Consider the following 23,777-nt stretch of genomic DNA (forward strand, 5'->3'; position numbering starts at 1 on the left):
GCGCTCCGCGCATCGCCGTACGGGTGTACGGACGCACTGGTGTACTGGCGCACTGGTGTTCCGTCGACGTACTGGTGTGCTGACGTACTGGTGTACGGACGCACGGCGTACGCCGGATGGTTGCGGAGCCGGGGTTGCCGGGCGCCGTCAGGACGCCGCCGTGCCGACCGGCTCCCCCACGAAGGTCCGCCACAGCAGCGCGTACCGGCCGCCGAGGGCCAGCAGCTCCTCGTGCGTGCCGTCCTCGACGACCCGGCCGTGGTCCATCACCACCACCCGGTCGGCGCGGGCCGCGGTGGTCAGGCGGTGGGCGACGATCAGGGTGGTGCGCGCGCCGGCGCTCCCCGAGGGGTGGTGGTCGGGCGACGGGTGGGTGCGACGGCGGCCCGCGAGGCGGTCGGTGGCCTGGTTGACCTGGGCCTCGGTCGCCAGGTCCAGGGCGGCCGTGGCCTCGTCCAGCAGCAGGACGTCGGGGTCGACGAGTTCGGCGCGGGCCAGCGCGATCAGCTGGCGCTGCCCGGCGGAGAGGTTGCGGCCCCGCTCGGCGACCTCGTGGAGGTAGCCGCCCTCCAGCGTCGCGATCATGTCGTGCGCGCCGACCGCGCGGGCGGCCGCCTCCACCTCGGCGTCGGTGGCGTCGGGGCGGCCGTAGGCGATGGCGTCGCGGACGGTGCCGGGGAAGAGGTACGCCTCCTGCGGGACGACGCCCAGGCGGTGGCGGTACGACGTGAGGTCGAGACGGCGCAGGTCACGGCCGTCGACGAGCACCCGACCGGAGGTGGGGTCGTAGAAGCGGGCCACCAGCTTCACAAGCGTCGACTTGCCCGCGCCGGTCTCCCCCACGAACGCGACGGTCTGACCGGCGGGGATCCGCAGCTCGATCCCGGTCAGCGCCTCCTCGGGCTCGTCGGCGGAGCCGTACCGGAAGTGCACGTCCTCGAAGGCGATCTCGCCGCGCAGGGAGGTGACCTCCAGCGGGTCGTCGGCGGTCCGCGTGGACGTCGGCACCCTCAGCAGCTCCTGGATGCGGCCCAGCGAGACCGTGGCCTGCTGGTAGCCGTCGAAGACCTGGGAGAGCTGCTGGACGGGGGCGAAGAACAGGTCGATGTACAGCAGGTACGCCACCAGCGCGCCGGTCGTCAGGGTCGCCTCGTCGACCCGGCCGGCGCCGGCGATCAGGACGGCCGCCGCGGCCGCCGACGACAGGAACTGCACGAACGGGAAGTAGACCGAGATCAGCCGCTGGCCCCGGATCCGGGCCCTGCGGTAGCTGTCGCTGCGCTCGGCGAACCGGCGCCCGCCGTCCCGCTCGCGCCGGAAGGCCTGCACGATCCGCAGCCCGGCCACCGACTCCTGGAGGTCGGCGTTGACCGCCGAGACCCGTTCCCGGGCCAGTTCGTACGCCTTCACGCTGGCCCGGCGGAAGAAGTACGTGGCGACGACGAGCGGGGGCAGCGTCGCGAAGACGACGAGGGCGAGCTGGAGGTCGATCACCAGCAGGGCGGCCATGATGCCGAAGAAGGTGACCACCGACACGAACGCGGTGACCAGGCCGGTCTGGAGGAACGTCGACAACGCGTCGACGTCCGTCGTCATCCGCGTCATGATCCGGCCGGTCAGCTCCCGCTCGTAGTAGTCGAGGCCGAGCCGCTGGAGCTGGGCGAAGATCTTCAGTCGCAGGGTGTACAGGACCCGTTCGCCGGTGCGGCCGGTCATCCGGGTCTCGCCGGTCTGCGCGGCCCACTGCACCAGGACGGCGAGCAGCGCGAGCAGGGAGGCCGTCCAGACGGCGGCCGTCGCCGCGCGGGTGACGCCGTCGTCGATGCCGTGCCGGATCATCACCGGCAGCAGCAGGCTCATGCCCGCGTCGACGGCGACGAGGGCGAGGCTGACCAGGAGGGGCGGGCCGAAGCCGCGCAGGAGGCGGCGCAGGCCGTAGGAGTCCTCGGGGGTGACCGCGCGGATCTCGTCGACGTCGGGGGTGTCGGTCGCGGGCGGGAGGGCGTCGACCCGGGCGAGGAGCTCCGGGGTGGCCGGCGTGCCGGACAGGGCCGTGTCCTTCGGCACGCGGTCGCCGGTCCACAGGCGGGGGGTGACGCCGCGCTCGGCGTCGAACTCGGCGTCCAGCTCGTCCCGTACGGAGGTGTCCTCGCGGGGCGCGGCGGGCCGGGCGTGGCCGGGCGAGACGCCGCCCAGCTCGTCGGGGTCGGTGAGCAGGCGGCGGTAGAGCGCCGACCGCTCCTGGAGCTCCTCGTGGGTGCCGAGGTCGGCGAGCCGGCCGCCGTCCAGGACGGCGATGCGGTCGGCGAGGTTGAGGGTGGAGCGGCGGTGGGCGATCAGGAGGGTGGTGCGGCCCTCCATGACCTTTGCGAGGGCCTCGTGGATCTCGTGCTCGACGCGGGCGTCGACCGCCGAGGTCGCGTCGTCGAGGACGAGCAGGCGCGGGTCGGTGAGGAGGGCCCGGGCGAGGGCGATGCGCTGGCGCTGGCCGCCGGAGAGGGTCAGGCCCTGCTCGCCGACCTCGGTGGCGTAGCCCTCGGGCAGCTCGGCGATGAACCGGTCGGCCTGGGCGGCGCGGGCCGCGGCCTCGATCTCCTCGTCGGTGGCGTCGGGACGGCCGTAGGCGATGTTGGCGCGGACGGTGTCCGAGAAGAGGAACGAGTCCTCGGGCACCAGGCCGATCGCGGCCCGCAGCGAGTCGAGGGTGAGTTCGCGGACGTCGTGGCCGCCGACGAGGACGGCGCCTCTGCCGACGTCGTAGAAGCGCGGCAGGAGCAGGGAGACCGTGGACTTGCCGGAGCCGGAGGAGCCGACGAGGGCGAGGGTCTCGCCGGCGCGGATCTCGAAGGTGAGCCCCTCCAGGACCGGGCCGGAGGCGCCCTCGTAGGAGAAGGAGACGTCGTCGAACTCGACGGTCGCGGGGGCGTCGGCCGGGAGCTCCTTGGTGCCGTCCGCCAGTGAGGGCTCGGTGTCGATCAGCTCCAGGACGCGTTCGGTGCCGGCGCGGGCCTGCTGGCCGACGGTGAGGACCATGGCGAGCATGCGGACCGGGCCGACGAGCTGGGCGAGGTAGGTGGAGAAGGCGACGAACGTGCCGAGCGTGACGTGCCCGCGGACGGCGAGCCAGCCGCCGAGCGCGAGCATCGCGACCTGGCCGAGGGCGGGCACGGCCTGGAGGGCCGGGGTGTAGCGGGCGTTCAGCCGGATCGTGCGCAGACGGCCCGCGAAGAGGCGGCGGCCGACCTCCCGCAGCTTCCCGGTCTCCTGCTCCTCCTGCCCGAACCCCTTCACCACCCGGACGCCGGTGACGGCGCCGTCGACCACGCCCGCGACGGCGGCGGCCTGGGCCTGCGCGTACCAGGTGGCGGGGTGGAGTCTGGTCCGGCTGCGGCGGGCGATCCACCACAGGGCGGGGGCGACGGCGAGCGCGACCAGGGTGAGCGGCGGGGACAGCCACGCCATGATCACCAGGGAGATCAGGAAGAGCAGGACGTTCCCGATGGTCATCGGGAGCATGAAGAGCAGGCCCTGGATGAGCTGGAGGTCGCTGGTGGCGCGGCCGACGATCTGGCCGGTGGACAGTTCGTCCTGCCGGCGTCCGTCGAGCCGGGTGATCGTCCCGTACATGTCGGTGCGCAGGTCGTGCTGGACGTCGAGGGCGAGCCGGCCGCCGTAGAAGCGGCGGACGTAGGTGAGGGCGTAGACGGCCAGGGCCGCGCCGATCAGGGCACCGGCCCAGGGGGCCATGGCGCGGCTGTGGTCGCCGATCACGTCATCGATGATCACCTTGGTGAACAGCGGCACCACGGCCATGACGGCCATGCCGCCGAGGGAGGAGCCCAGGGCGAGGACGACGTCCGCCGGATGGCGCCACGCGTAACCCGCCAGTCTTCGTGCCCATCCCCGTTGCGCCGCCACGCCGGTGCCTTCCGTTCGTCCTGATCTACCAGAAGGCACCAACGTGGACCGAAGCGGATTTCATCCCTCCGCAACAATTCGGCGGGGACGGGAAGCGGGGGAGGTGGGGGGCGGGACGGGGTTTTTCGGGATGGGGTCTCGGGATGGGGTTCTCGGGATGAGGTTCTCGGGATGGGGTTCTCGGGATGGGGTCAGACCCGTACGCGCAGGGAGTAGAAGCGGGTCGTCTGCGCCGCGTTCTGGTTGTCGTCGCTCACCAGCAGGACCTTCAGGGCGCCGCCGCTCCGGCCGGTGACGACCATGCCCTCGATGTTGTCGAGGAGCGGGTTCGGCTGCGCCTGCTTCGCCGTCGCCCCCAGGGTCGGGCAGGTCACGAGGTCGGCGAGGAGGGTCTTGGAGACCGGGCGCACGCCGTCCTGGCCGGTCACGTTCTCGATGCCGCTGGTGTCGGTCGCCCGGCGCGGGTCGGCCAGGTACAGGCGGACGGTGTTGCCCACGCCCGAGGTGAAGCCGCGCTCCAGGACGAGGAGGCGGCCGTCGGGGATCGCCTGGACCTCCGGGACGCCGAGGCCGGCGTCGGCGCGGTAGGCGTACTGGGCGGCGAGCCGGAAGCCCGTGGAGGTGCGCTTCCAGGTCTGGAAGCGGACGGTGTCCGCGCCGTCGCCGGCCAGCGGGTACTCCATCGACGCCAGCAGGGTGCGGCCGCCGGGCAGCAGGGTCAGGCCCTCGAAGGTGCCGTTGGAGACGGCGCGGCCGGCCGGGGCGACCCGGAGGGAGTCCGGGACGGGCAGGCGGTCGAGGATCTCCCCCGTGGCGCTGTAGCGGCGTACGGACGGCTCGGTCTCCGAGGTGATCAGGCGCGTGCCGTCCCGGTCGACGACCAGGCCCTCGGAGTCGAGCGCGGCGCCGCTCTCGTCGGCGAGCGCGACGGCCGACTCCGGCGCGAGCGTCCGCGCGTCCAGGCCGAGGAGGGCGGAGCGGTCGGAGAGGGCGGCCAGCGTGCCGTCGCCGTCCACCGCGAGCGCGGAGAGGTTGCCGACGTAGGTGCCCTGGTAGGTCGTCTTGTCGAGCGCGTCGGAGAAGCCGTCGAGGGTGACGGCGGGGGAACAGGCGTGGGCGGCGCCCGTGGGCCCGGCGCTGCCGCCGGTGCTCGTCGAGTGGGCGTTCGCGGGCCCGGCGGCGGAGAGGCAGGTGGCGGCCGCCAGGCCGGCGGTGAGGGTGGCGAGTACGGTTCGCAGGCGCATGGCCGTCACCGTAGGACGGGTGGATGACGGCCGGTGGGACACACCGTTAATTCGTAATTCGTCAATGATCGCCGTGTGCGGGGCGGGTTCCCGTGATGTGCGGAGGGGGTCCCGTGTGCGGAGGGGGTCCCGTGTGCGGAGGGGGTCCCGTGTGCGGGGCGGGTTCAGGAGGCCGCGAGGTCCTTGTGGATGACCTTGGCGACGCCCTGGATGGTGGTGATGCCGTAGTTCATCGTGCTGTTGCCGTGGGTGAGGACGGTGATGTGGTAGTCGTGGCCGCCGCCCTGGAAGGTGCCGACGCTGTGCACCCGCCAGCCGTGCGTGGCCCGCGAGAGCCAGCCGTTCTTGACGTGCCAGGTGACCCCGGCGGGCCTCCCGTAGGGGGTGCCCCAGCGCTGTGTGGAGACGACCTGGCCCATCAGCTTGTTGACGTAGGCGCGCGAGGCGTCGGTGAGGACCGTGTTCTTGGCGGTGAGCAGCTTGAGCTGCTTCTGCTCGTCGGTGACGGTGATCCGGGTCAGGCCCCAGTATCCGTTGGCGCCCGGCGTGGTCTGCGTCATCTTCGCGGCGGAGAGGAAGCCCTTGATCTTCGTCGGGCCGAGTTGCTTCCACAGGGTGGAGGTGGAGGCGTTGTCCGACTTGGTGATCATGGCCGTGGCGAGGGTCTTCTCACGGCTGGTCAGCGCCCTGCCGTGCTTCTGCGCGTCCCACAGCAGCGCGGCGAGGACGGTGACCTTGACGACGCTCGCCGAGTCGTAGGCGGTCGAGGCGCGCAGGGTGCAGGTGGTGCCGGTGCTGCGGTCGTAGAGGCCGACGGCGACCGTGCCCTTGCGGCCCGCGAGGGCGGCCGTGATGTCCTTCTTCAGCTGGGCGGCCAGCCCGGCCCTGGCCGAGGTGCAGCTGACGGCGGGGGTGGCGGCCGCGGCGGGAGCGGCGGCCGAGACGGATACGACGGATATGAGGATGCCGGTGCCGAGCGCTGTGGCGACCAGCCCTCTCCCGCCTGCGGAGGTCCGGTGAGTCATGCCAGGTTGACTCACACGGGTGAGCGAGAGTTGTACGGATGTTCCCGGGATCACGTTCGTGACGCCGCGGGCCCGGCGGAGGCTGCACCGCCGGACGGGGGGAGGCCGAACCGCCGGTCCGGGGGGAGGCTGAACCGCCGGTCCGGGGGGAGGTCGAACCGCCGGACGGCGGCGCGGGGCCGGGGCGGGACCGGGGGCGGGACCCGGGCGAGACCGGGGGCGGGACCCGGGCGGGACCGGCGCGGGGCCGGTTGCCAAAGCATGGGGAGGGCGTTACCGAGGCCTGTGCTGCTTCACAGGTGACGGCCAGCTTGGGCACAGCGGCCACTCACGCCCGGCGGCCAGCATGCGGAGGGTGACATCTGCCACCGATCCCCTCCCCCACCCGACCGGGTCCGCCGGGTCCGCCGGGGCCACCGGATCCGCCGAGTCCTCCGCCGGGCCGGCCGCGCCCCCCGCATCCGCGCCCGACGCACCCACGCCGGACGCATCCGTGCCCGGCGTGCCCGCGTCCGCCGCGCCCGACGCGCCCGCCGCGGCCACCGGCTCGCCGTCGTCGCCGTCGTCGACGACAGCTTCCGCGGCGTCACCACCGGAGCGGGCCCCGCGCTGGTCGCTCCCCGCGCTGGTCGCGATCATGGCCTTGGCGGCGGTGCTCTACTCCTGGAACCTCTCCGGCTCCGGCCTCAACAGCTTCTACAGCGCCGCCGTGCTGAGCGGCACGCAGAGCTGGAAGGCGTGGTTCTTCGGCTCGTTGGACGCGGGGAACTTCCTGACCGTCGACAAGCCGCCGTTCGCCCTGATGGTGATGGGCCTGTCCTGTCGCGTGTTCGGCTTCGGGACCTGGCAGATGATGCTGCCGATGATCCTGGTGGCCCTCGGGACGATCTGGATCCTGCACGACTCCGTGAAGCGGGTCTGGGGCCACGGCGCGGCGACGGTCGCCGCGCTGGTCCTCGCGCTCACCCCGATCACGGTCGCCATCAACCGGGACAACAACCCCGACACGCTGCTGGTGTTCCTGATGGCGGCCGGCGTGGCGCTCGCCCTGCGGGCGGCGCACGGCGGCAGGGTGCTGCCGCTGCTGGGCTCGGCGGCCTGCTTCGGCCTCGCCTTCAACACCAAGATGCTCCAGGGCTGGATCCCGCTGCCCGCCGTCTTCGCGGTGTACCTGTACGCGGCGAAGCCCCGCCTGGTGAAGCGGATCGTCAACCTGCTGCTCGCGGGCGTGGCGCTCGCGGTGAGCAGCTTCTGGTGGGCGGCGGCGGTCTCCCTGGTGCCGGCCTCCGAGCGGCCCTACATCGGTGGTTCGACCGACGGCAGCGCCTGGGACCTGATCATGGGCTACAACGGCCTCGGCCGGGTCCTCGGCGGCGAGGGCAACGGCGGGGGCGGCGGCGGCGGGGGCGGCGGCTTCTCCGGCACCGCCGGCATCGGCCGGATGTTCAACGACGTGCTCGGCGGCCAGATCTCCTGGCTGCTGCCCTTCGCGGGCATCGCCCTGGTGGCCGGCCTCGTCCTGTGCGGGCGCCACGCGCCGCGCACCGACCTCACCCGGGCCGCGCTGCTGCTGTGGGGCGGCTGGACGATCCTGCACTACCTGACCTTCAGCATGGCCGAGGGCACCATGCACCCGTACTACACGACCGCGCTCGCCCCCGGCATCGCGGCCCTGTGCGGGGGCGGCGGCGCGATGCTGCTGCGCGCCTTCCGCGCCGACAAGCGGTGGGCGTGGGTGCTGCCGCTCGCCCTCGTCGTCACCGCGGTCTGGGCGATCGTGCTGCTGCGCCGGGCCGACGGCTGGAACACCTGGCTGTGGCCGGCGATCGGCGTGGTGATGGCGCTCGCCGTCGCGGGGCTGCTGGTCTTCCGCTTCCGTTCCGGCGGCCGGGTGCGGCTGCTGGCCGCCTCCGTGGCGGCGGCGGTCGTCGCGGCGGTGGCGGGTCCGGCGGCGTACGCCTGGTCGGTGCCGTCCGGCTCCGGCGGCGGCATGGGCGGAACGAACCCGACGGCCGGTCCCACGACGGGCAGCGGCGGCTTCGGGGGCGGCGGTGGCGGCGGCCGGGGCGGTTTCCCGGGCGGCGGCACCGGCGGACCCGGCAGCACGCAGCAGGGCGGGCAGAACGGCCAGGCCGACGGTCAGGCCGGCGGCCAGGCCGAGGGCGGCTTCCCCGGCGGCGGCGAGATGCCGGGCGGCGGTCAGATGCCGGGCGGCGGCGGTGAGATGCCGGGCGGCGGCACGCCCCCGAACGGCACCTCCGGCAACGGCTCCTCCGGCGACGGCTCCTCCGAGGCCGGCACCTCCGGCGGCACGCAGCCCGGCGGCGCCGGCGGCGGTCCCGGCGGTGGAAGCATGGGCGGCGGCGGAATGGGCGGCGACACGAGCAGCGAGCTCATCTCGTACCTGAAGAAGCACCAGGACGGCGCCACGTGGCTGCTGGCGGTGTCCGGTTCGCAGAGCGCCGCGCAGCTCATCCTCAGCAGCGGGGAACCGGTCATCTCCATGTGGGGCTGGACCGGCAGCGACAAGGCGATGACGCTGGCCCGGCTCAAGGAGCTGGTGAAGAGCGGCAAGCTGCACTACATCCAGATCAGCAGCCAGGGCATGGGCGGCCGGAGCGGTGACACCGACCTCAGCTCCGCGGTGACGGAGTGGGTGCAGAAGAACGGGACGGCGGTCGAGGAGAGCGAGTACAGCAAGAGCTCGACGTCGAACTCGTCGAACTCGTCGGACTCGTCGAACTCCTCCGACACGTCCGAGTCCGGTTCCGGCACCACGCAGGACGGCCAGTCGAACACGTCGACGATCTACCGCCTGGACCCCTCGGACGTCAGCTGACGGACCCGAACCCGAACGGCCCTGACGGCCCCCGACACACCGGTCGGGGGCCGTTTCGTGTGTCAACTCGCGTAGAACACGCCCGACTTGCCGGACCTCGTCACCCGATCGACATGCCGGATTCATTTACAAGGCCTCATGTCCATGCCACTCTCCCCAGTGCCGCCTCCAATCAACCCGCGTAGATGGGAACCCCCACATGCTGGCGACACGACGGACACCCCGATGGAAGCCGGTGGCACTCGCCACCGCCGCGGTACTGGCCGGCCTCTCCACCCCCCTCCTGGCCGCACCCCCGGCCGCGGCGACCACGACGGCCTACGACTCGACGTACTACAAGAACGCGATCGGTAAGACCGGCACCAGCCTGAAGTCCTCGCTGCACACCATCATCAGCAGCCAGTCGAAGATCTCGTACTCGGCGGTCTGGGACGCCCTCAAGGCCACCGACCAGGACCCGAACAACAGCAGCAACGTGATCCTGCTGTACAGCGGCGTCTCCCGGGCCAAGTCCCTCAACGGCGGCGACGTCGGCGACTGGAACCGTGAGCACGTGTGGGCCAAGTCCCACGGCGACTTCGGTGAGGCGACCGGTCCCGGCACCGACCTGCACCACCTGCGCCCCGCCGACGTCCAGGTCAACAGCATCCGCGGCAACCTGGACTTCGACAACGGCGGCAGCACGGTCACCAACGGCGGCGGCAGCCTCGTCGACTCCGACTCCTTCGAGCCGCGCGACGCCGACAAGGGCGACGTGGCCCGCATGATCCTCTACATGGCCGTGCGGTACGAGGGCGACGACGGCTGGCCCGACCTCGAACCCAACGAGAAGGTCGGCAACGGCAGCAACCCGTACATCGGCAAGCTGTCCGTGCTCAAGCAGTGGAACGACGAGGACCCGCCGAGCGCCTTCGAGGAGAAGCGCAACCAGGTCATCTACGACACCTACCAGCACAACCGGAACCCGTTCATCGACCACCCGGAGTGGGTCGAGGCGATCTGGTAGACGGCATGCGGCCGGCCGAACTCCCCTTGGCACGACGGGGAGTTCGGCTCTCCCTCACAGCTGGCGGTTCCCGTCCCCCTCTCTACGTAAGGGCTTAGGTAATTTCCCCGATGGATCCGGGGCCGCGCTTTGCGATGGTGGTGCCGCCGTCGGCCGTGGACGGGCCGGCACTCAGGGGAGAGGGCGTGGCATTGTCTCGAACAGCCAAGGGCTTTCGCGCAGCGAGATGGGGTGCGGGCGTGGCGCTCGCCCTCGGCTCACTGGCCGGGTGCGGCGGCGGGGACGGGAAGGAGTCCGCCGACGCCGGAGGCACGCCGACGGCTGCTGCCGAACCGACGGCCGCAGCCGAAACGGCGAACGGGCCGGGCGACTACAGTCCGCCGACGGACCTCTGTCCGCATCTCGACTTCGGCCCGCTGACCGCCGCCGTCGCACCGGCGGACGGTGCGCCGAAGGGACAGCGGACCGGCTCCGATCCGGCGGAGGGCAGCGGCGCCGCCTGCCTCCAGGGCTTCGGGGGGACCGGGACGGAGGCGAACGGCCGTTCCGTCGTCTACTGCACCGCGTGGAAGGACGTGGCCACCGCGATCAAGCAGTACGAGTACGTGCTGTCCTCGGCGTCGAAGGAGGCCCAGGCCTCGGTGGCGCAGGTGCCGGATCTCGGCGGCGGGGCCTTCCGCTACGAGAGCGCCGAGGAGGCCGCCTTCCCCAGCGACCTCCGGCTGGTGGTCCGGGACAGCAACCTGGGGTGCGAGGTCCAGGTGCAGAGCCTGACCCTCCTGACGGACCAACAGATCACGGCGGCCTGGCCCGCCATGACGGAGACCGTCCGAGCGCTGCTGCCCAAGCTGCGTTCCTGACCGGCGGCGGAGCGGCCGGCCCGACCACCGGACCGGACGGCGAGCGGGCCGCGGCGGCGGCTGCCGGTTGAGCGACCATGCGCATCACCCGGCACAGGCTCACGCCTCGAATCCGTACTCCAGCACGTACGCCGCCGAGTCCAGCACCATCTCATTCACCTCGACGGCAGCAGTGTCCGCGTCGAAAGCGGTACGGGCGACCAGCACGACGGGGACACCGGGCGGCAGGGCGAGCCGTTCGGCCTCGTCCCTGCCCGGCATGCGAGAGCGGATCTCCTCCCGGAAGCGGACCGGCCTGCGGCCCAACTCCTCCAGTCTCGCGTAGACACCGCCGGGGCCGGTGTCCGGCTGAGTGATCGCCGTACCGGAGACGAGGTCGGCGGACAGGTACGACGTGGAGAGGAGGACCGGTTTGCCATCGAGGGTGTAGCGGCGCCGACGGACACAAACCCTCTGGCCCTCCGCCAGGTCCAGGACCGCCGCAACGACAGGTGTAGCGTCCTCCTCGCCGACCTCTACCGCGTCGACGACGAGTTCACGGCCGGCGGCATCGGCCTCCCAGACGGACCGGCCCTCACCCCACCGGGCATGAGCGAGACGTTCGACACCCCGCCGCCGGATCGGCTTGAAGTGCCGGACGAACACTCCGGCACCCTTGCGCGCCTCGACGATCCCTTCCGCCTGGAGGACCCCGAGAGCCTGCCGGGCCGTCATACGCGCCACGCCGTACGTCGCCATGAGGTCGTTCTCACCGGGGAGCCGCTCACCGGGGCCGTACTCGCCGGCCTCGATCGCCGCGCGCATGTCGGTGGCGATGCGCTGGTACTTGGGCTGACGCCCCGATCCCCGGCTGCTCATCCAGGCTCTCCTCTGATCATCTCTAGGCATCCTAGGCATCGATCGTCAGCCTCTACAGCCGGACGGCGACTCCATCCGGGCAATTTCGCTCGCATCTCTAGAGATGCGAGTGATTACCGGCGCGCGAGTGCTTCACTCATCTCTAGAGATGACTGGAACCCACCTTGCCGAACGTGCCCTGGAGGTCCTCATGCCGGTCCCCGCCATGCCACAGCAGCCCGCACGTCCCGGCGTCGCGGAGGTTCGGTGGCGGCTGCCGCAGAACCCTCGCAGCGCGAGGCGGGCCCGAGACCTGCTGCGCGATCAGCTCACGGAGTGGGAGGTCGACGGCGAAGTCGCCGGCACGGCCGAGCTGCTGCTCACCGAGCTGGTCACGAACTCGCTCCGGCACGCCGGGGTTCCGGCCGGACGGAAGATCGGCGTACGCGTCGCCCGGTACGACTCCCGCCTCCGCGTGGAGGTCGCCGACTCCGGCAACGCCCGGCCGGAGCCGAGGACGGTCACCGACGAGGACGAGGGCGGCCGGGGGCTCTTCCTCATCGCCTCCCTCGCCCAGCGGTGGGGGTGCTGCCCCGGTCTGCACGGCGTCGGGAAGGCGACGTGGGCCGAACTTCAGCTCCCGCAGCCCCTGGAAAGCCCCCCTCACCCCGCGTGCGTCGGAGCGAACAGCCGCAGTACCGCCGGCAGCACCACCACCGACGGACCGGCCGACGCCAGCGCCTTCGCCAGGTCGGCCTCCAGGGTCTGCGGGGTCGTGCGGACACCGGGGACCCCGAACGACTCGGCCAGGGCCACATAGTCGGGGCGGGTCGGTTCCGTCGCCGCCGCCCGGACGGAGGGGTCCGTCAGGGACGCGCCGGGGCCGCCGTCGTCCACGACGATCCAGGTGACGTTCAGGCCGTACTGGCGGGCCGTCGCCAGTTCGGCGACCGAGTACAGGGCGCCGCCGGCGCCCGACACCGCCAGGACCGGGCGGGTCGGGTCCGCCACCGCCGCGCCGAGGGCCGCCGGGAAGGCGTAGCCGGGACCGCCGGCGCCCTGGGCGGAGTGCATCCGGTTGGGGCCCTTGGCGTCGAAGGCCGACCATGCCCAGGAGGTCAGGACGGTCATGTCCCAGAAGGACGGGGAGTCGGCGGGCAGCGCCCGGCGCACCGACGCCAGCACCTCCTGCTCCACGGTGAGGTCCTGGGCGGCGATGCGGTCGGCGACCTCGTCGAGCAGGGCGCGGACGCGCTCGGGGGCCGCGGGGTCCTCGCGTTCGGTGACCGTCTCCAGCAGCGCCTGCAAGGCCAGGCGGGCGTCCGCGTGGATGCCCAGGGCCGGGTGGTTGGACTCCAGCTTGCCGAGGTCCGCCTCGATCTGGACGATCCGGCCCCGGGGCCGGAAGGTGTGGTGGTTGGAGGACAGCTCGCCCAGCCCGGAGCCGACCACCAGCAGGACGTCCGCGTCCTCCAGGAAGTCCGTCGTGCGGCGGTCCTCCAGCCAGGACCGCAGCGACAGCGGATGCGTCCAGGGGAACGCGCCCTTGCCGCCGAACGTCGTCACCACCGGCGCCCGCAGCAGCTCCGCGAGCCGGCGCAGTTTCTTCGAGGCGTCCGCCCGGACCACTCCCCCGCCCGCGACGATCGCCGGGCGGGCGGCCCTGGACAGCAGGTCGGCGGCGACCGCCGTGAGCTCGGGGCGCGGCACCAGTTCCTCCGGGGTCGCGTCCACGCCCGTCACCACCGGGATCGGCGTCGGCGCCCGCAGGACGTCCTGCGGGATCTCCACCCACACCGGGCCGTGCGGTGCCGTCAGCGCCGACCTCCAGGCCTCCGCGATCGCGGAGGGGATCTGGGACTGGGTGCGCGCGGTGTGGACCGACTTGACCACACCCCGGAACGAGGCCGCCTGGTCGGGGAGCTCGTGGAGGTAGCCGTGGCGCCCGCCGCCGAGCCCCGCCGCCGGGATCTGGCTGCTGATGCCCAGCACGGGAGCCGAGGCCGCCGCCGCCTCCTGGAGGGCGGCGAGCGAGGTCAGCGCGCCCGGCCCCGCCGACAGCAGCAGCGGGGCCGCCTCACCGGTGACCCGGCCGTGGGCGTCCGCCGCGAAGGCGGCGTTGTTCTCCGCCCGCAGGCCGACGTACCGCAGGTCGGAGCGGCTCAGGGCGTCGGACAGGCCGGGGGCGGGCCGGCCGGACAGGCCGAAGACGGTCGTCGCGCCGAGCCCGGCCAGGGTCTCCACGACCAGGTCCCCGCCGGTGCGGCCCGGGGGAGGGTTCAGGGCGGCCTCCGCCTGGGCGGCGGTCGGACGGAGCACCAGGTCGTGGTCGTGGGTCACTGCGCGCGGGCCTCCGCAATCCGACGGGACGTGGACGTGATCGTGGTCGGTTCGTACGCCGTGGGGGACGCGGCCACCTACGCGGCCACCGAAGCGGCCACCGACGTGATCTCCGCGTGATCGTACGCGGGGGCGACCTCGACGACGTCGGCGGATCGCCTCCGTCGCCGCCGTCCCGCGCTCCCTCCCGACCGGCGAACACCGGCGAACACGGAGCGGCACGGGAGTGGCACGGGAGTGGCACAGGAGCGGCGGCAGGGGAGCGGCCCGCTCGTCGGCCCCGGTGCGGATGCCGCTGGGGACCGCGGCGCGCCGGACGCCGTGGCCGCCTCCGGGCCGGGCACGGCCCCCGGCCCGCCGCTGATCGGCCTCGCCGACGGCGCCGTCCGGGTCCTCCTCCCCACCATCCGGGAGCGGACGCGCGTGCCGGGGCGGGCGGGGCGACGGTGGCGGACCGGGGCGGACCGGGGCGGACGGGGCGAGTGACCCGCGTCCCAGCGTCCGGAACTGCGGGTACGCCCACAGACGGCTGCCCCACAATGGACTCCATGCCGATACCCGGGACCCCCAGCCGCGCCGAGCTCGTCGACCACCTCGTCAGGACCCGTATAGCGGGGGACGTCGCCACCCCGCGCGAGAACAACCTCTCCCACTACCGTCAGCTGGCGAACGGTGTCCGCAACTTCTGGCTCGGACTGGAGCTCGGCGACCGCTGGACCGACGAACAGGACGTGCTCGCGGTGATGGCGGAGCGGGTCGGCGTCAACGACGACCCCGAGTACCGCTACGGCCAGGACACCATCGACCCGGATCTGACGGTCGACGCCCTGGACCGGCTGGCGGGGCGGCTGCGCAAGGCGGCCGAGGACCGGCAGCGGGTGCTGTTCGCCACCGGTCACCCGGGCGGTCTGCTCGACGTCCACCACGCCACCGCCGCCGCCCTGCGCGCGGCCGGCTGCGAGATCGTCGTGATCCCGGACGGACTCCAGACCGACGAGGGTTACGTCATGCAGTTCGCGGACGTGGCGGTGCTGGAGCACGGCGCCACCCTCTGGCACACCCATTCGGGCGAGCCGATGCGGGCGATCCTGACCGCCCTGGAGCACCAGGGCCGCCCGCTGCCCGACCTGGTCGTCGCCGACCACGGCTGGGCGGGCTACGCCGGACAGCACGGCGTGGACTCCGTCGGGTACGCCGACTGCAACGACCCCGCCCTGTTCATCGCCGAGGCGGAGGGCACCGTGCAGGTGACGGTCCCGCTCGACGACCACGTCGTCAGCCCGCGCCACTACGACCCGATGACGGCGTATCTGCTGGCGGAAGCGGGCCTGGCGTAGTGGGTCGGGCGTAGGCGGGCCTGGCGTAGGCGGACGGTCCGGCAGGGACCCCCGGCCGGCGCCGGGGAGAGGCGCGATGCGCGGCCCTTTCGGGAGCCGCGCATCGCGCCGTTATCGGATGTTCGGATCAGCGGCCGCCACCACCGTGGCCGCCACCGCCATGACCACCGCCGCCATGACCGCCGCCACCGTGGCCACCGCCATGGCCACCACCGTGGCCACCGCCGTGGTCGCCGTAGCCGCCACGACCGTTGTCGTGGTCGCCGTAACCGCCACGGCCGTTGTCGTGGTCGTGGCCGCCGTAGCCGCCACGGCCGTAGCCGTCGTCGCAGTCGTTCCACCACGAGTCGTCGTCGCAGTAGTAATTGTGGCTGTAGCCGTTGTGGTCGTTCGCGGAAGCGGTGCCCGCTGTGCCCACCGCGATACCACCGGCCATGAGCAGCCCTGCGGCGGACGCCGCAGCGAGACGCTTGGCGCGTTGTACTCGCATGAGGATTACCTTTCGCTCCATCGTCTCCCGCGCTCCCCCTACGGAGGAGGACGGGAATGGATGGCCGCAGCCGCAAACGAAGTTGCGACAGGGTCTTCCGGTATCACCGCACCGGGAGCACGGTCTCGGCCGCCGACGCCTCCAGGCCGCCCGTCGCTACTCGCGGGCGATCGCTGTGGCCTTGGTCCGCTCGGGTCGGGAACCGGCCGGCCGGGCGTGCCGTGCATGCGGCGTTCACTCATTGAGACTAGTGCCGCCCCGGCAGATCGGCATCTCGGACGGCCCTCGGACGATCAGCCGTGGCCCGCCGCGCCGGCCGGTCACCGCGGGACCCGGACCACGCCCTCCTGGATCACCGAGACGGCGAGCCGTCCGTCGCGTGTGTAGATGCGGCCCTGCCCCAGGCCGCGGCCGCCGTACGCCGACGGCGACTCCTGGTCGTACAGCAGCCAGTCGTCGACGCGGAACGGGCGGTGGAACCACATGGCGTGATCGAGGGAGGCGCCGACGACGTCGCCGACCGCCCAGCCGCCGCGGCCGTGCGCGAGGAGGATCGAGTCCAGCAGCGTCATGTCGGAGACGTACGTGGCCAGGACGACGTGCAGGAGCGGTGCGTCGACGGCACCGCCGAGCTTGCCGTTGGTGCGGAACCAGACCTGCGAGCGCGGCTCGCGCGGCTCGCCGAACCGGCCGAACGGCGGCTCGTCGACGTAGCGCAGGTCGATCGCCTGACGGGCCTCCAGGAACTTCTCGACGACGGCCGGGTCCAGGTGGGCGTAGCCGCGCAGGCGGTCCTCGGAGGTGGGCAGGGTCGCCGGGTCCGGCGCGGGCGGTATCGCGGCCTGGTGGTCGAGGCCGTCCTCGTACGTCTGGAAGGACGCCGACAGCGTGAAGATGGGGCGGCCGTGCTGGACCGCGACCGCGCGACGGGTGGTGAACGAGCGGCCGTCGCGGATGCGCTCGACGTTGTAGACGATGGGCGCGCCCGGGTCGCCGGCGCGCAGGAAGTACGCGTGCAGGGAGTGGGCGTGCCGGTCCGGGGGGACCGTGCGCCCGGCGGCGACCAGCGCCTGGGCGGCGACCTGGCCGCCGAAGACGCGCGGGACGACGGCGGAGCGGGACCGGCCGCGGAAGATGTTCTCCTCGATCTGCTCGAGGTCGAGCAGATCGAGGAGGTCGTGCAGTGCCTGGCTCATGGGGACTTTGTACCGGGCGGCGGGCGCGGCCGGGTTACAGGCCCATGTCCTTGGCGATGATCGTCTTCATGATCTCGCTGGTGCCGCCGTAGATGCGGTTGACCCGGTTGTCCGCGTAGAGGCGGGCGATCGGGTACTCGTTCATGTAGCCGTAGCCGCCGTGGAGCTGGAGGCAGCGGTCGATGACGCGGTGGGCGACCTCGGTGCAGAACAGCTTGGCGGAGGCGGCCTCGGCGGGCGTCAGCTCCCCGGCGTCGAGGGCCTCCGTCGCGCGGTCGGCGACCGCCTCGGCGGCGTCCACCTCGGCCTGGCAGGCGGCCAGCTCGAACTTGGTGTTCTGGAAGTGGGCGACCGGCTTGCCGAAGACGGTGCGCTCCTGGACGTACTGCTTGGCGAACCGGACGGCGGCCTTGGCCTGCGCGTAGGCGCCGAAGGCGATGCCCCAGCGCTCGGAGGCCAGGTTGTGGCCGAGGTAGGAGAAGCCCTTGTTCTCCTCGCCGAGCAGGTCCTCGGCGGGCACCTTGACGTCGACGAACGCCAGCTCGGCGGTGTCGGAGGTGCGCAGGCCCAGCTTGTCCAGCTTGCGGCCGATGGAGTAGCCCTCGGACTTGGTGTCCACGGCGAACAGGGAGATGCCGAAGCGGCGGTCCTCGGCGGTCGGCGCGGAGGTCCGGGCGCAGACGATCACCTTGTCGGCGTGCACACCGCCGGTGATGAAGGTCTTGGCGCCGTTGAGGACGTAGTGCGTGCCGTCCTCGCTCAGCTTGGCGGTGGTCTTCATGCCCGCGAGGTCGGAGCCGGTGCCCGGCTCGGTCATCGCGATGGCCCACATCTCCTCGCCGGAGACGAACTTCGGGAGGAAACGCTTCTTCTGCTCGTCGGTGGCGAGCATCTTGATGTACGGCAGGGCGAGCAGCACGTGCACGCCGGAGCCGCCGAACTGGACGCCCGCGCGGGCGGTCTCCTCGTAGAGGACGGCCTCGAACTTGTGGCTGTCCAGGCCCGCGCCGCCGTACTCCTCCGGCACGTTGATGCCGAAGATGCCCAGCTCGCCGAGCTTGTAGTAGAACTCGCGCGGCGCCTGGCCGGCCGCGAACCACTCGTCGTAGACCGGCACGACCTCGGCCTCGATGAAGGCGCGAAGTGTCTCCCGGAACGCTTCGTGATCCTCGTTGAACACCGTACGGCGCACGCCGCCACCTCCACGTACCTCGGCATGTCTAAGCGCTTGCTCAGAGCACACGGTACCGATGGGTAGGGATCGCCGTCCAGACCGCCGGCCCACTTCCCGCCGTAACGCTCGTCACGCTCCCGGCGCTCGTCACTACGGACGACCCGGCGGCGCACCGGCCCGCGCCCCGGCGGCGCACCGGCGGCAGCGCCGCACACCAGCCCGCGCACCCACACACCCGCGCACCCACACACCCGCGTACCGGCCCGCCCGCGCACCCGCCCGCCCGGCCAGCGCCTCACCCGCCCGGGGGCACCGCCGCCGCGAAGGCGCCCCGGGCCATCCGGTGCAGCAGCTCCGCCGTGGCCCCGCGGCCGGGCAGGGAGCCGGCGCGGCCGAGGTGCGGGGTGGAGTTCAGCAGGCCGAACACGGAGTGCACCGCCGACCGGGCGGCCGGCTCCGCCAGGTCCGGGTACGTCTCGCGGACCACGCCCACCCACAGTTCCACGTACTGCCGTTGCAGCTGGCGCACCAGTTTGCGGTCGCTGTCGCGGAGGCGGTCCAGCTCCCGGTCGTGCAGGGTGATGAGGGGCCGGTCGTCGATCGCGAAGTCGATGTGGCCCTCGATGAGGGAGTCGAGGAGCGCCTCGGGGCCGACGCCGTCGGCCTCCTGGACGCGGCGCCGGGCGCCGCTGAGGAGCCGGCCGCTGATGCCGACCAGGAGCTCCGCCAGCATCGCGTCCTTGCCGGGGAAGTGCCGGTAGAGACCGGGGCCGCTGATGCCGACGGCGGCGCCTATCTCGTCCACGCCGACGCCGTGGAACCCGCGCTCGGCGAAGAGGCGCGCGGCCTCCTTGAGGATCTGTTCGCGTCGGGTGGGGGCGTCGGTTCTGGTGGTCATGGCGGCAATTGTAGACAGGGCGGTTAGCGGTCGTTAACCTGAAGGGACATGCGTTAACGCTCATTAACAAAGTGAGGGGACCGCAGGATGGAGCAGGCACCGGAGCTGACGAGTGCGGGCGACCCCGCGTCGGAGGCCTGGCGGGCCAACGAGGAGGCCCATCTCGCCCTGGTGGAGGAGCTGCGCGGCAAGCTCGCCGCGGCCCGGCTCGGGGGCGGCGAGGCGGCGCGGGCACGGCACACCGCGCGCGGCAAGCTGCTGCCGCGGGACCGGGTCGACACCCTCCTCGACCCGGGATCGCCCTTCCTGGAGCTGGCGCCGCTCGCCGCCGACGGGATGTACGAGGGGCAGGCCCCGGCGGCCGGGGTGATCGCCGGGATCGGCCGGGTCTCCGGGCGGGAGTGCGTCGTCGTCGCCAACGACGCCACCGTCAAGGGCGGCACGTACTACCCGATGACGGTGAAGAAGCACCTGCGGGCGCAGGAGGTGGCGCTGGAGAACCGGCTGCCGTGCCTCTACCTCGTCGACTCCGGCGGCGCCTTCCTGCCGATGCAGGACGAGGTCTTCCCCGACCGCGACCACTTCGGAAGGATCTTCTACAACCAGGCCCGGATGTCCGGCGCCGGCATCCCGCAGATCGCCGCCGTCCTCGGCTCGTGCACGGCGGGCGGGGCGTACGTCCCGGCGATGAGCGACGAGGCGGTCATCGTGCGGAACCAGGGGACGATCTTCCTCGGCGGGCCCCCGCTGGTGAAGGCCGCCACCGGTGAGGTCGTCACCGCGGAGGAGCTGGGCGGGGGCGAGGTGCACTCCCGGACCTCCGGTGTCACCGACCACCTCGCCGAGGACGACGCGCACGCCCTGCGGATCGTGCGGACGATCGTCTCCACCCTCCCGGCGCGCGGGCCGCTCCCCTGGGAGGTGCGGCCCGCCGTCGAGCCGAAGGCCGACCCCTACGGGCTGTACGGCGCCGTACCGGTCGACTCCCGCACCCCCTACGACGTACGGGAGATCATCGCGCGGGTCGTCGACGGCTCCCGGTTCGCCGAGTTCAAGGCCGAGTTCGGGCAGACCCTGGTCACCGGCTTCGCCCGGATCCACGGCCACCCGGTGGGGATCGTCGGCAACAACGGCATCCTGTTCTCCGAGTCCGCCCAGAAGGGCGCCCACTTCATCGAGCTGTGCGACCAGCGCGGGATCCCGCTGGTGTTCCTCCAGAACATCTCCGGCTTCATGGTCGGCCGGGACTACGAGGCCGGCGGCATCGCCAAGCACGGCGCCAAGATGGTGACCGCCGTGGCCTGCACGCGCGTGCCCAAGCTGACCGTCGTCGTCGGCGGGTCGTACGGCGCCGGCAACTACTCCATGTGCGGCCGGGCCTACTCCCCCCGCTTCCTGTGGATGTGGCCGAACGCCAAGATCTCCGTCATGGGCGGCGAGCAGGCCGCCTCCGTCCTCGCCACCGTCAAGCGGGACCAGCTCCAGGCGCGCGGCCAGGAGTGGCCGCCGGAGGAGGAAGAGGCCTTCAAGGACCCGATCCGGGAGCGGTACGCGCGTCAGGGCAGCGCCTACTACGCCACCGCCCGGCTCTGGGACGACGGTGTCATCGACCCGCTGGAGACCCGCCAGGTGCTCGGCCTGGCCCTGACCGCCTGTGCCCACGCGCCCCTGGGGGAACCCGGGTTCGGCGTCTTCCGGATGTGAGGAGGGGACCCTTGTTCGACACCGTGCTCGTGGCCAACCGGGGCGAGATCGCCGTCCGCGTCATCCGCACCCTGCGGTCGCTGGGGGTGCGCTCGGTGGCCGTCTTCTCCGACGCGGACGCCGACGCCCGGCACGTCCGCGACGCCGACACGGCCGTACGGATCGGTCCGGCGCCGGCCGCCGAGAGCTACCTGTCCGTCGAGCGGCTCCTGGAGGCCGCCGCCCGCACCGGCGCCCAGGCCGTCCACCCGGGCTACGGCTTCCTCGCGGAGAACGCCGGCTTCGCGCGCGCGTGCGCCGCGGCGGGGCTCGTGTTCATCGGGCCGCCCGCCGAGGCGATCTCCCTCATGGGGGACAAGATCCGCGCCAAGGAGACGGTGCGGGCGGCCGGAGTACCGGTCGTGCCCGGCGGCCGCGACCCCGAACTGGCCGGGGCCGCCCGCGAGCTGGGCGCACCCGTGCTGCTCAAGCCCAGCGCCGGCGGCGGCGGCAAGGGCATGCGGCTGGTCCGGGACCTCACCGCCCTGGAGGACGAGATCGCCGCCGCCCGCCGTGAGGCCCGCGCCTCCTTCGGCGACGACACGCTCCTGGTCGAACGGTGGATCGACCGGCCCCGGCACATCGAGATCCAGGTGCTGGCCGACGGCCACGGCAACGTCGTCCACCTGGGCGAGCGCGAGTGCTCCCTCCAGCGCCGGCACCAGAAGATCGTCGAGGAGGCGCCGAGCGTGCTCCTCGACGAGGCCACCCGCGCCGCGATGGGCGGGGCGGCGGTGCAGGCGGCCCGCTCCTGCGGGTACCGGGGCGCGGGCACGGTGGAGTTCATCGTTTCCGGCCAGGATCCGACGTCGTACCACTTCATGGAGATGAACACCCGCCTCCAGGTGGAGCACCCGGTGACCGAGCTGGTCACGGGGGTGGACCTGGTGGAGTGGCAGCTGCGGGTGGCGGCCGGCGAGGCCCTGTCCTTCGGGCAGGACGACATCACGCTCACCGGGCACGCCGTGGAGGCCCGCGTCTGCGCCGAGGACCCCGCGCGCGGCTTCCTGCCCTCCGGGGGCACGGTGCTCAGGCTGCGCGAGCCGCGGGGCGACGGCGTGCGCACCGACTCGGGCCTGAGCGAGGGCGGCGAGGTCGGCAGCCTGTACGACCCGATGCTGTCCAAGGTGATCGCGTACGGCCCCGACCGGGCGACCGCGCTCAGGAGACTGCGGGCCGCCCTGGCGGAGACCGTCACGCTGGGCGTGCAGACCAACGCCGGGTTCCTGCGCCGGCTGCTGGCCCACCCGGCGGTCGTGGCGGGCGAGCTGGACACCGGGCTGGTCGAGCGGGTGGTGGCGGAGCTGGTCCCGGACGGCGTGCCGGAGGAGGTCTACGAGGCCGCCGCGGCCGTACGCCTGGACGGGCTCAGGCCCCGGGACCGGGGGTGGACGGACCCGTTCTCCGTGCCGAGCGGGTGGCGGCTGGGCGGGGCGCACCGGCCGGTGGCCTTCGACCTGCGGGCGACGGGACGCGAACCCGTCACGCACCGGGCGCGCGGGACCCACACCGTCACCGACGACCGGGTCGCCGTCACCCTCGACGGCGTCCGGCACACCTTCCACCGGGCCGGCGACTGGCTGGGCCGGGACGGCGACGCCTGGCAGGTGCGCGACCACGACCCGGTCGCCGCGTCCCTGACCGGCGCCGCGCGCACCGGCGTCGACTCGCTGACCGCGCCCATGCCGGGCACGGTGACGGTGGTGAAGGTCGCCGTCGGCGACGAGGTGGCCGCGGGCCAGAGCCTGCTGGTGGTGGAGGCGATGAAGATGGAGCACGTCATCTCGGCCCCGCACGCCGGCACGGTCGCGGAACTCGACGTCACCCCGGGCACGACGGTCGCCATGGACCAGGTCCTGGCCGTCGTCGCCCCGCACGGGGAGGCGGCCCGGTGACCAGGCGGGGGCTGCCGATGGTGGTACCGGCCGGCCGGCTGCCCGCGCGGGTCCGGATCCACGAGGTCGGCGCGCGCGACGGGCTCCAGAACGAGAAGGCGACCGTGCCGACGGCAGTGAAGGCGGAGTTCGTGCGCCGGCTCGCCGGGGCGGGGCTGACGACGATCGAGGCGACCAGCTTCGTCCACCCGAAGTGGGTGCCGCAGCTCGCGGACGCCGAGGAGCTGTTCCCGCTCGTCTCCGGGCTGCCGGTGGAGCTGCCGGTGCTGGTGCCGAACGAGCGCGGCCTGGAGCGGGCCCTGGCGCTCGGCGCGCGCCGGGTCGCCGTGTTCGCGAGCGCCACCGAGTCCTTCGCCAGGGCCAACCTCAACCGCACGGTGGACGAGGCGCTGGCCATGTTCGAGCCGGTGGTGGAACGGGCGAAGGCCGGCGGGGTGCACGTGCGGGGCTACCTCTCCATGTGCTTCGGCGACCCGTGGGAGGGGGCGGTGCCGGTCGGGCAGGTGGTGCGGGTGTGCCGGGCCCTGCTCGACATGGGCTGCGACGAGCTGAGCCTCGGTGACACGATCGGCGTCGCCACCCCGGGCCATGTCCTCGCGCTCCTGGCCGCCCTCGGCGAACAGGGCGTCCCGGCCGGTGTGCTCGGCGTGCACTTCCACGACACCTACGGCCAGGCCCTCGCCAACACCCTGGCCGCCCTCCAGTACGGCGTCACCACCGTGGACGCCTCCGCGGGCGGCCTGGGCGGCTGCCCGTTCGCGAAGTCCGCCACCGGCAACCTCGCCACCGAGGACCTCGTGTGGATGCTGCACGGCCTCGGCATCGAGACCGGGGCCGACCTCGGCCGCCTCGTCGCCACCAGCGTGTGGATGGCCGGGCGGCTGGGCCGGCCCAGCCCGTCCCGCACCGTCCGCGCCCTGTCCCACGAGGAGTTCCGGGGCCGAGAGGGCCGCGAGGCCCGCAAGGAGCAGTGAC

16 protein-coding genes and 1 pseudogene are annotated in these 23,777 nt (G+C 73.0%); 8 read left to right on the forward strand and 9 right to left on the reverse strand.

The window, feature by feature from the left end; all coding sequences use genetic code 11:
* Positions 1 to 147 precede the first annotated feature (147 nt).
* From ACFYWQ_RS04415 to ACFYWQ_RS04425, 3 genes are all read right to left on the reverse strand, one after another.
* Positions 148 to 3,918 (reverse strand): ABC transporter ATP-binding protein, encoded by a 3,771-nt coding sequence (locus ACFYWQ_RS04415; RefSeq protein ID WP_389512670.1) that lies wholly within the window; start codon positions 3,916 to 3,918, stop codon positions 148 to 150.
* Between the two features lie 191 nt (positions 3,919 to 4,109).
* The gene (locus ACFYWQ_RS04420) at positions 4,110 to 5,162 is read right to left on the reverse strand and encodes an esterase-like activity of phytase family protein (protein ID WP_389512672.1); all 1,053 of its coding nucleotides are present in this window, start codon (positions 5,160 to 5,162) and stop codon (positions 4,110 to 4,112) included.
* A 164-nt stretch (positions 5,163 to 5,326) separates the two neighbouring features.
* Positions 5,327 to 6,187 (reverse strand): serine hydrolase, encoded by an 861-nt coding sequence (locus tag ACFYWQ_RS04425; protein ID WP_389512674.1) that lies wholly within the window; start codon positions 6,185 to 6,187, stop codon positions 5,327 to 5,329.
* Between the two features lie 502 nt (positions 6,188 to 6,689).
* On the opposite strand from ACFYWQ_RS04425, the gene ACFYWQ_RS04430 reads away from it, so the two are divergent.
* The 3 genes from ACFYWQ_RS04430 to ACFYWQ_RS04440 all read left to right on the forward strand — a co-directional run bounded on the left by ACFYWQ_RS04430 (position 6,690) and on the right by ACFYWQ_RS04440 (position 10,892).
* A complete protein-coding gene (locus ACFYWQ_RS04430) occupies positions 6,690 to 9,026 on the forward strand; it encodes an ArnT family glycosyltransferase (protein WP_389512876.1) in 2,337 nt (778 codons plus the stop codon).
* A gap of 199 nt (positions 9,027 to 9,225) precedes the next feature.
* Positions 9,226 to 10,032 carry an endonuclease I family protein gene (locus tag ACFYWQ_RS04435; RefSeq protein ID WP_389512675.1) on the forward strand — a complete coding sequence of 269 codons (807 nt, stop codon included), beginning with the start codon at positions 9,226 to 9,228 and terminating at the stop codon, positions 10,030 to 10,032.
* Between the two features lie 239 nt (positions 10,033 to 10,271).
* On the forward strand, positions 10,272 to 10,892 hold the full coding sequence (locus ACFYWQ_RS04440) for a hypothetical protein (RefSeq protein WP_389512677.1): 621 nt from the start codon (positions 10,272 to 10,274) through the stop codon (positions 10,890 to 10,892).
* Positions 10,893 to 10,991: 99 nt separating this feature from the next.
* Here the strand turns inward: ACFYWQ_RS04440 and ACFYWQ_RS04445 are convergent, their stop codons facing one another.
* On the reverse strand, positions 10,992 to 11,750 hold the full coding sequence (locus ACFYWQ_RS04445; RefSeq protein ID WP_389512679.1) for a GntR family transcriptional regulator: 759 nt from the start codon (positions 11,748 to 11,750) through the stop codon (positions 10,992 to 10,994).
* A gap of 205 nt (positions 11,751 to 11,955) precedes the next feature.
* Here ACFYWQ_RS04445 and ACFYWQ_RS04450 point away from each other — a divergent pair.
* A pseudogene (locus tag ACFYWQ_RS04450) lies at positions 11,956 to 12,294 on the forward strand (ATP-binding protein); the annotation flags it as partial.
* Between the two features lie 98 nt (positions 12,295 to 12,392).
* On the opposite strand, the gene ACFYWQ_RS04455 reads toward ACFYWQ_RS04450, so the two are convergent.
* On the reverse strand, positions 12,393 to 14,069 hold the full coding sequence (locus ACFYWQ_RS04455) for a thiamine pyrophosphate-binding protein (RefSeq protein WP_389512681.1): 1,677 nt from the start codon (positions 14,067 to 14,069) through the stop codon (positions 12,393 to 12,395).
* Positions 14,070 to 14,617: 548 nt separating this feature from the next.
* Between ACFYWQ_RS04455 and ACFYWQ_RS04460 the strand changes: the two genes are divergently transcribed.
* On the forward strand, positions 14,618 to 15,406 hold the full coding sequence (locus tag ACFYWQ_RS04460; RefSeq protein WP_389512683.1) for a phosphatase: 789 nt from the start codon (positions 14,618 to 14,620) through the stop codon (positions 15,404 to 15,406).
* Between the two features lie 127 nt (positions 15,407 to 15,533).
* On the opposite strand, the gene ACFYWQ_RS04465 is transcribed toward ACFYWQ_RS04460, so the two are convergent.
* The 4 genes from ACFYWQ_RS04465 to ACFYWQ_RS04480 all read right to left on the reverse strand — a co-directional run bounded on the left by ACFYWQ_RS04465 (position 15,534) and on the right by ACFYWQ_RS04480 (position 19,164).
* Complete coding sequence (locus ACFYWQ_RS04465) at positions 15,534 to 15,896, reverse strand: hypothetical protein (protein WP_389512685.1); 363 nt, start codon at positions 15,894 to 15,896, stop codon at positions 15,534 to 15,536.
* 320 nt (positions 15,897 to 16,216) lie between these two features.
* The gene (locus tag ACFYWQ_RS04470) at positions 16,217 to 17,092 is read right to left on the reverse strand and encodes an acyl-CoA thioesterase (protein ID WP_389512687.1); all 876 of its coding nucleotides are present in this window, start codon (positions 17,090 to 17,092) and stop codon (positions 16,217 to 16,219) included.
* Positions 17,093 to 17,126: 34 nt separating this feature from the next.
* Positions 17,127 to 18,284 carry an acyl-CoA dehydrogenase family protein gene (locus ACFYWQ_RS04475; RefSeq protein ID WP_389512689.1) on the reverse strand — a complete coding sequence of 386 codons (1,158 nt, stop codon included), beginning with the start codon at positions 18,282 to 18,284 and terminating at the stop codon, positions 17,127 to 17,129.
* Positions 18,285 to 18,561: 277 nt separating this feature from the next.
* The gene (locus ACFYWQ_RS04480; RefSeq protein ID WP_389512691.1) at positions 18,562 to 19,164 is read right to left on the reverse strand and encodes a TetR/AcrR family transcriptional regulator; all 603 of its coding nucleotides are present in this window, start codon (positions 19,162 to 19,164) and stop codon (positions 18,562 to 18,564) included.
* An 87-nt stretch (positions 19,165 to 19,251) separates the two neighbouring features.
* Here ACFYWQ_RS04480 and ACFYWQ_RS04485 point away from each other — a divergent pair, with 87 nt between their 5' ends.
* The 3 genes from ACFYWQ_RS04485 to ACFYWQ_RS04495 are packed head-to-tail and all read left to right on the forward strand — an operon-like array spanning position 19,252 to position 23,776.
* A complete protein-coding gene (locus tag ACFYWQ_RS04485; RefSeq protein ID WP_389512693.1) occupies positions 19,252 to 20,868 on the forward strand; it encodes a carboxyl transferase domain-containing protein in 1,617 nt (538 codons plus the stop codon).
* A gap of 11 nt (positions 20,869 to 20,879) precedes the next feature.
* Positions 20,880 to 22,802, forward strand: coding sequence for an acetyl/propionyl/methylcrotonyl-CoA carboxylase subunit alpha (locus ACFYWQ_RS04490; protein WP_389512695.1), 1,923 nt, complete (start codon positions 20,880 to 20,882; stop codon positions 22,800 to 22,802).
* 17 nt (positions 22,803 to 22,819) lie between these two features.
* Entirely contained in the window at positions 22,820 to 23,776 is a 957-nt protein-coding gene (locus ACFYWQ_RS04495) for a hydroxymethylglutaryl-CoA lyase (protein ID WP_389512877.1), read from the forward strand.
* Position 23,777: the final 1 nt, after the last annotated feature.

The sequence above is a fragment of the Streptomyces sp. NPDC003247 genome, from assembly GCF_042888135.1.
GTDB lineage: Bacteria > Actinomycetota > Actinomycetes > Streptomycetales > Streptomycetaceae > Streptomyces.

Excerpts from the sequence above, each read along its gene's own strand:
- ACFYWQ_RS04435 (WP_389512675.1), top strand. The coding sequence starts at position 9,226 with ATGCTGGCGACACGACGGACACCCCGATGGAAGCCGGTGGCACTCGCC.
- ACFYWQ_RS04480 (WP_389512691.1), bottom strand. The coding sequence starts at position 19,164 with ATGACCACCAGAACCGACGCCCCCACCCGACGCGAACAGATCCTCAAG.
- ACFYWQ_RS04420 (WP_389512672.1), bottom strand. The coding sequence starts at position 5,162 with ATGCGCCTGCGAACCGTACTCGCCACCCTCACCGCCGGCCTGGCGGCC.
- ACFYWQ_RS04495 (WP_389512877.1), top strand. The coding sequence starts at position 22,820 with ATGGTGGTACCGGCCGGCCGGCTGCCCGCGCGGGTCCGGATCCACGAG.
- ACFYWQ_RS04425 (WP_389512674.1), bottom strand. The coding sequence starts at position 6,187 with ATGACTCACCGGACCTCCGCAGGCGGGAGAGGGCTGGTCGCCACAGCG.
- ACFYWQ_RS04470 (WP_389512687.1), bottom strand. The coding sequence starts at position 17,092 with ATGAGCCAGGCACTGCACGACCTCCTCGATCTGCTCGACCTCGAGCAG.
- ACFYWQ_RS04445 (WP_389512679.1), bottom strand. The coding sequence starts at position 11,750 with ATGAGCAGCCGGGGATCGGGGCGTCAGCCCAAGTACCAGCGCATCGCC.
- ACFYWQ_RS04465 (WP_389512685.1), bottom strand. The coding sequence starts at position 15,896 with ATGCGAGTACAACGCGCCAAGCGTCTCGCTGCGGCGTCCGCCGCAGGG.
- ACFYWQ_RS04460 (WP_389512683.1), top strand. The coding sequence starts at position 14,618 with ATGCCGATACCCGGGACCCCCAGCCGCGCCGAGCTCGTCGACCACCTC.
- ACFYWQ_RS04485 (WP_389512693.1), top strand. The coding sequence starts at position 19,252 with ATGGAGCAGGCACCGGAGCTGACGAGTGCGGGCGACCCCGCGTCGGAG.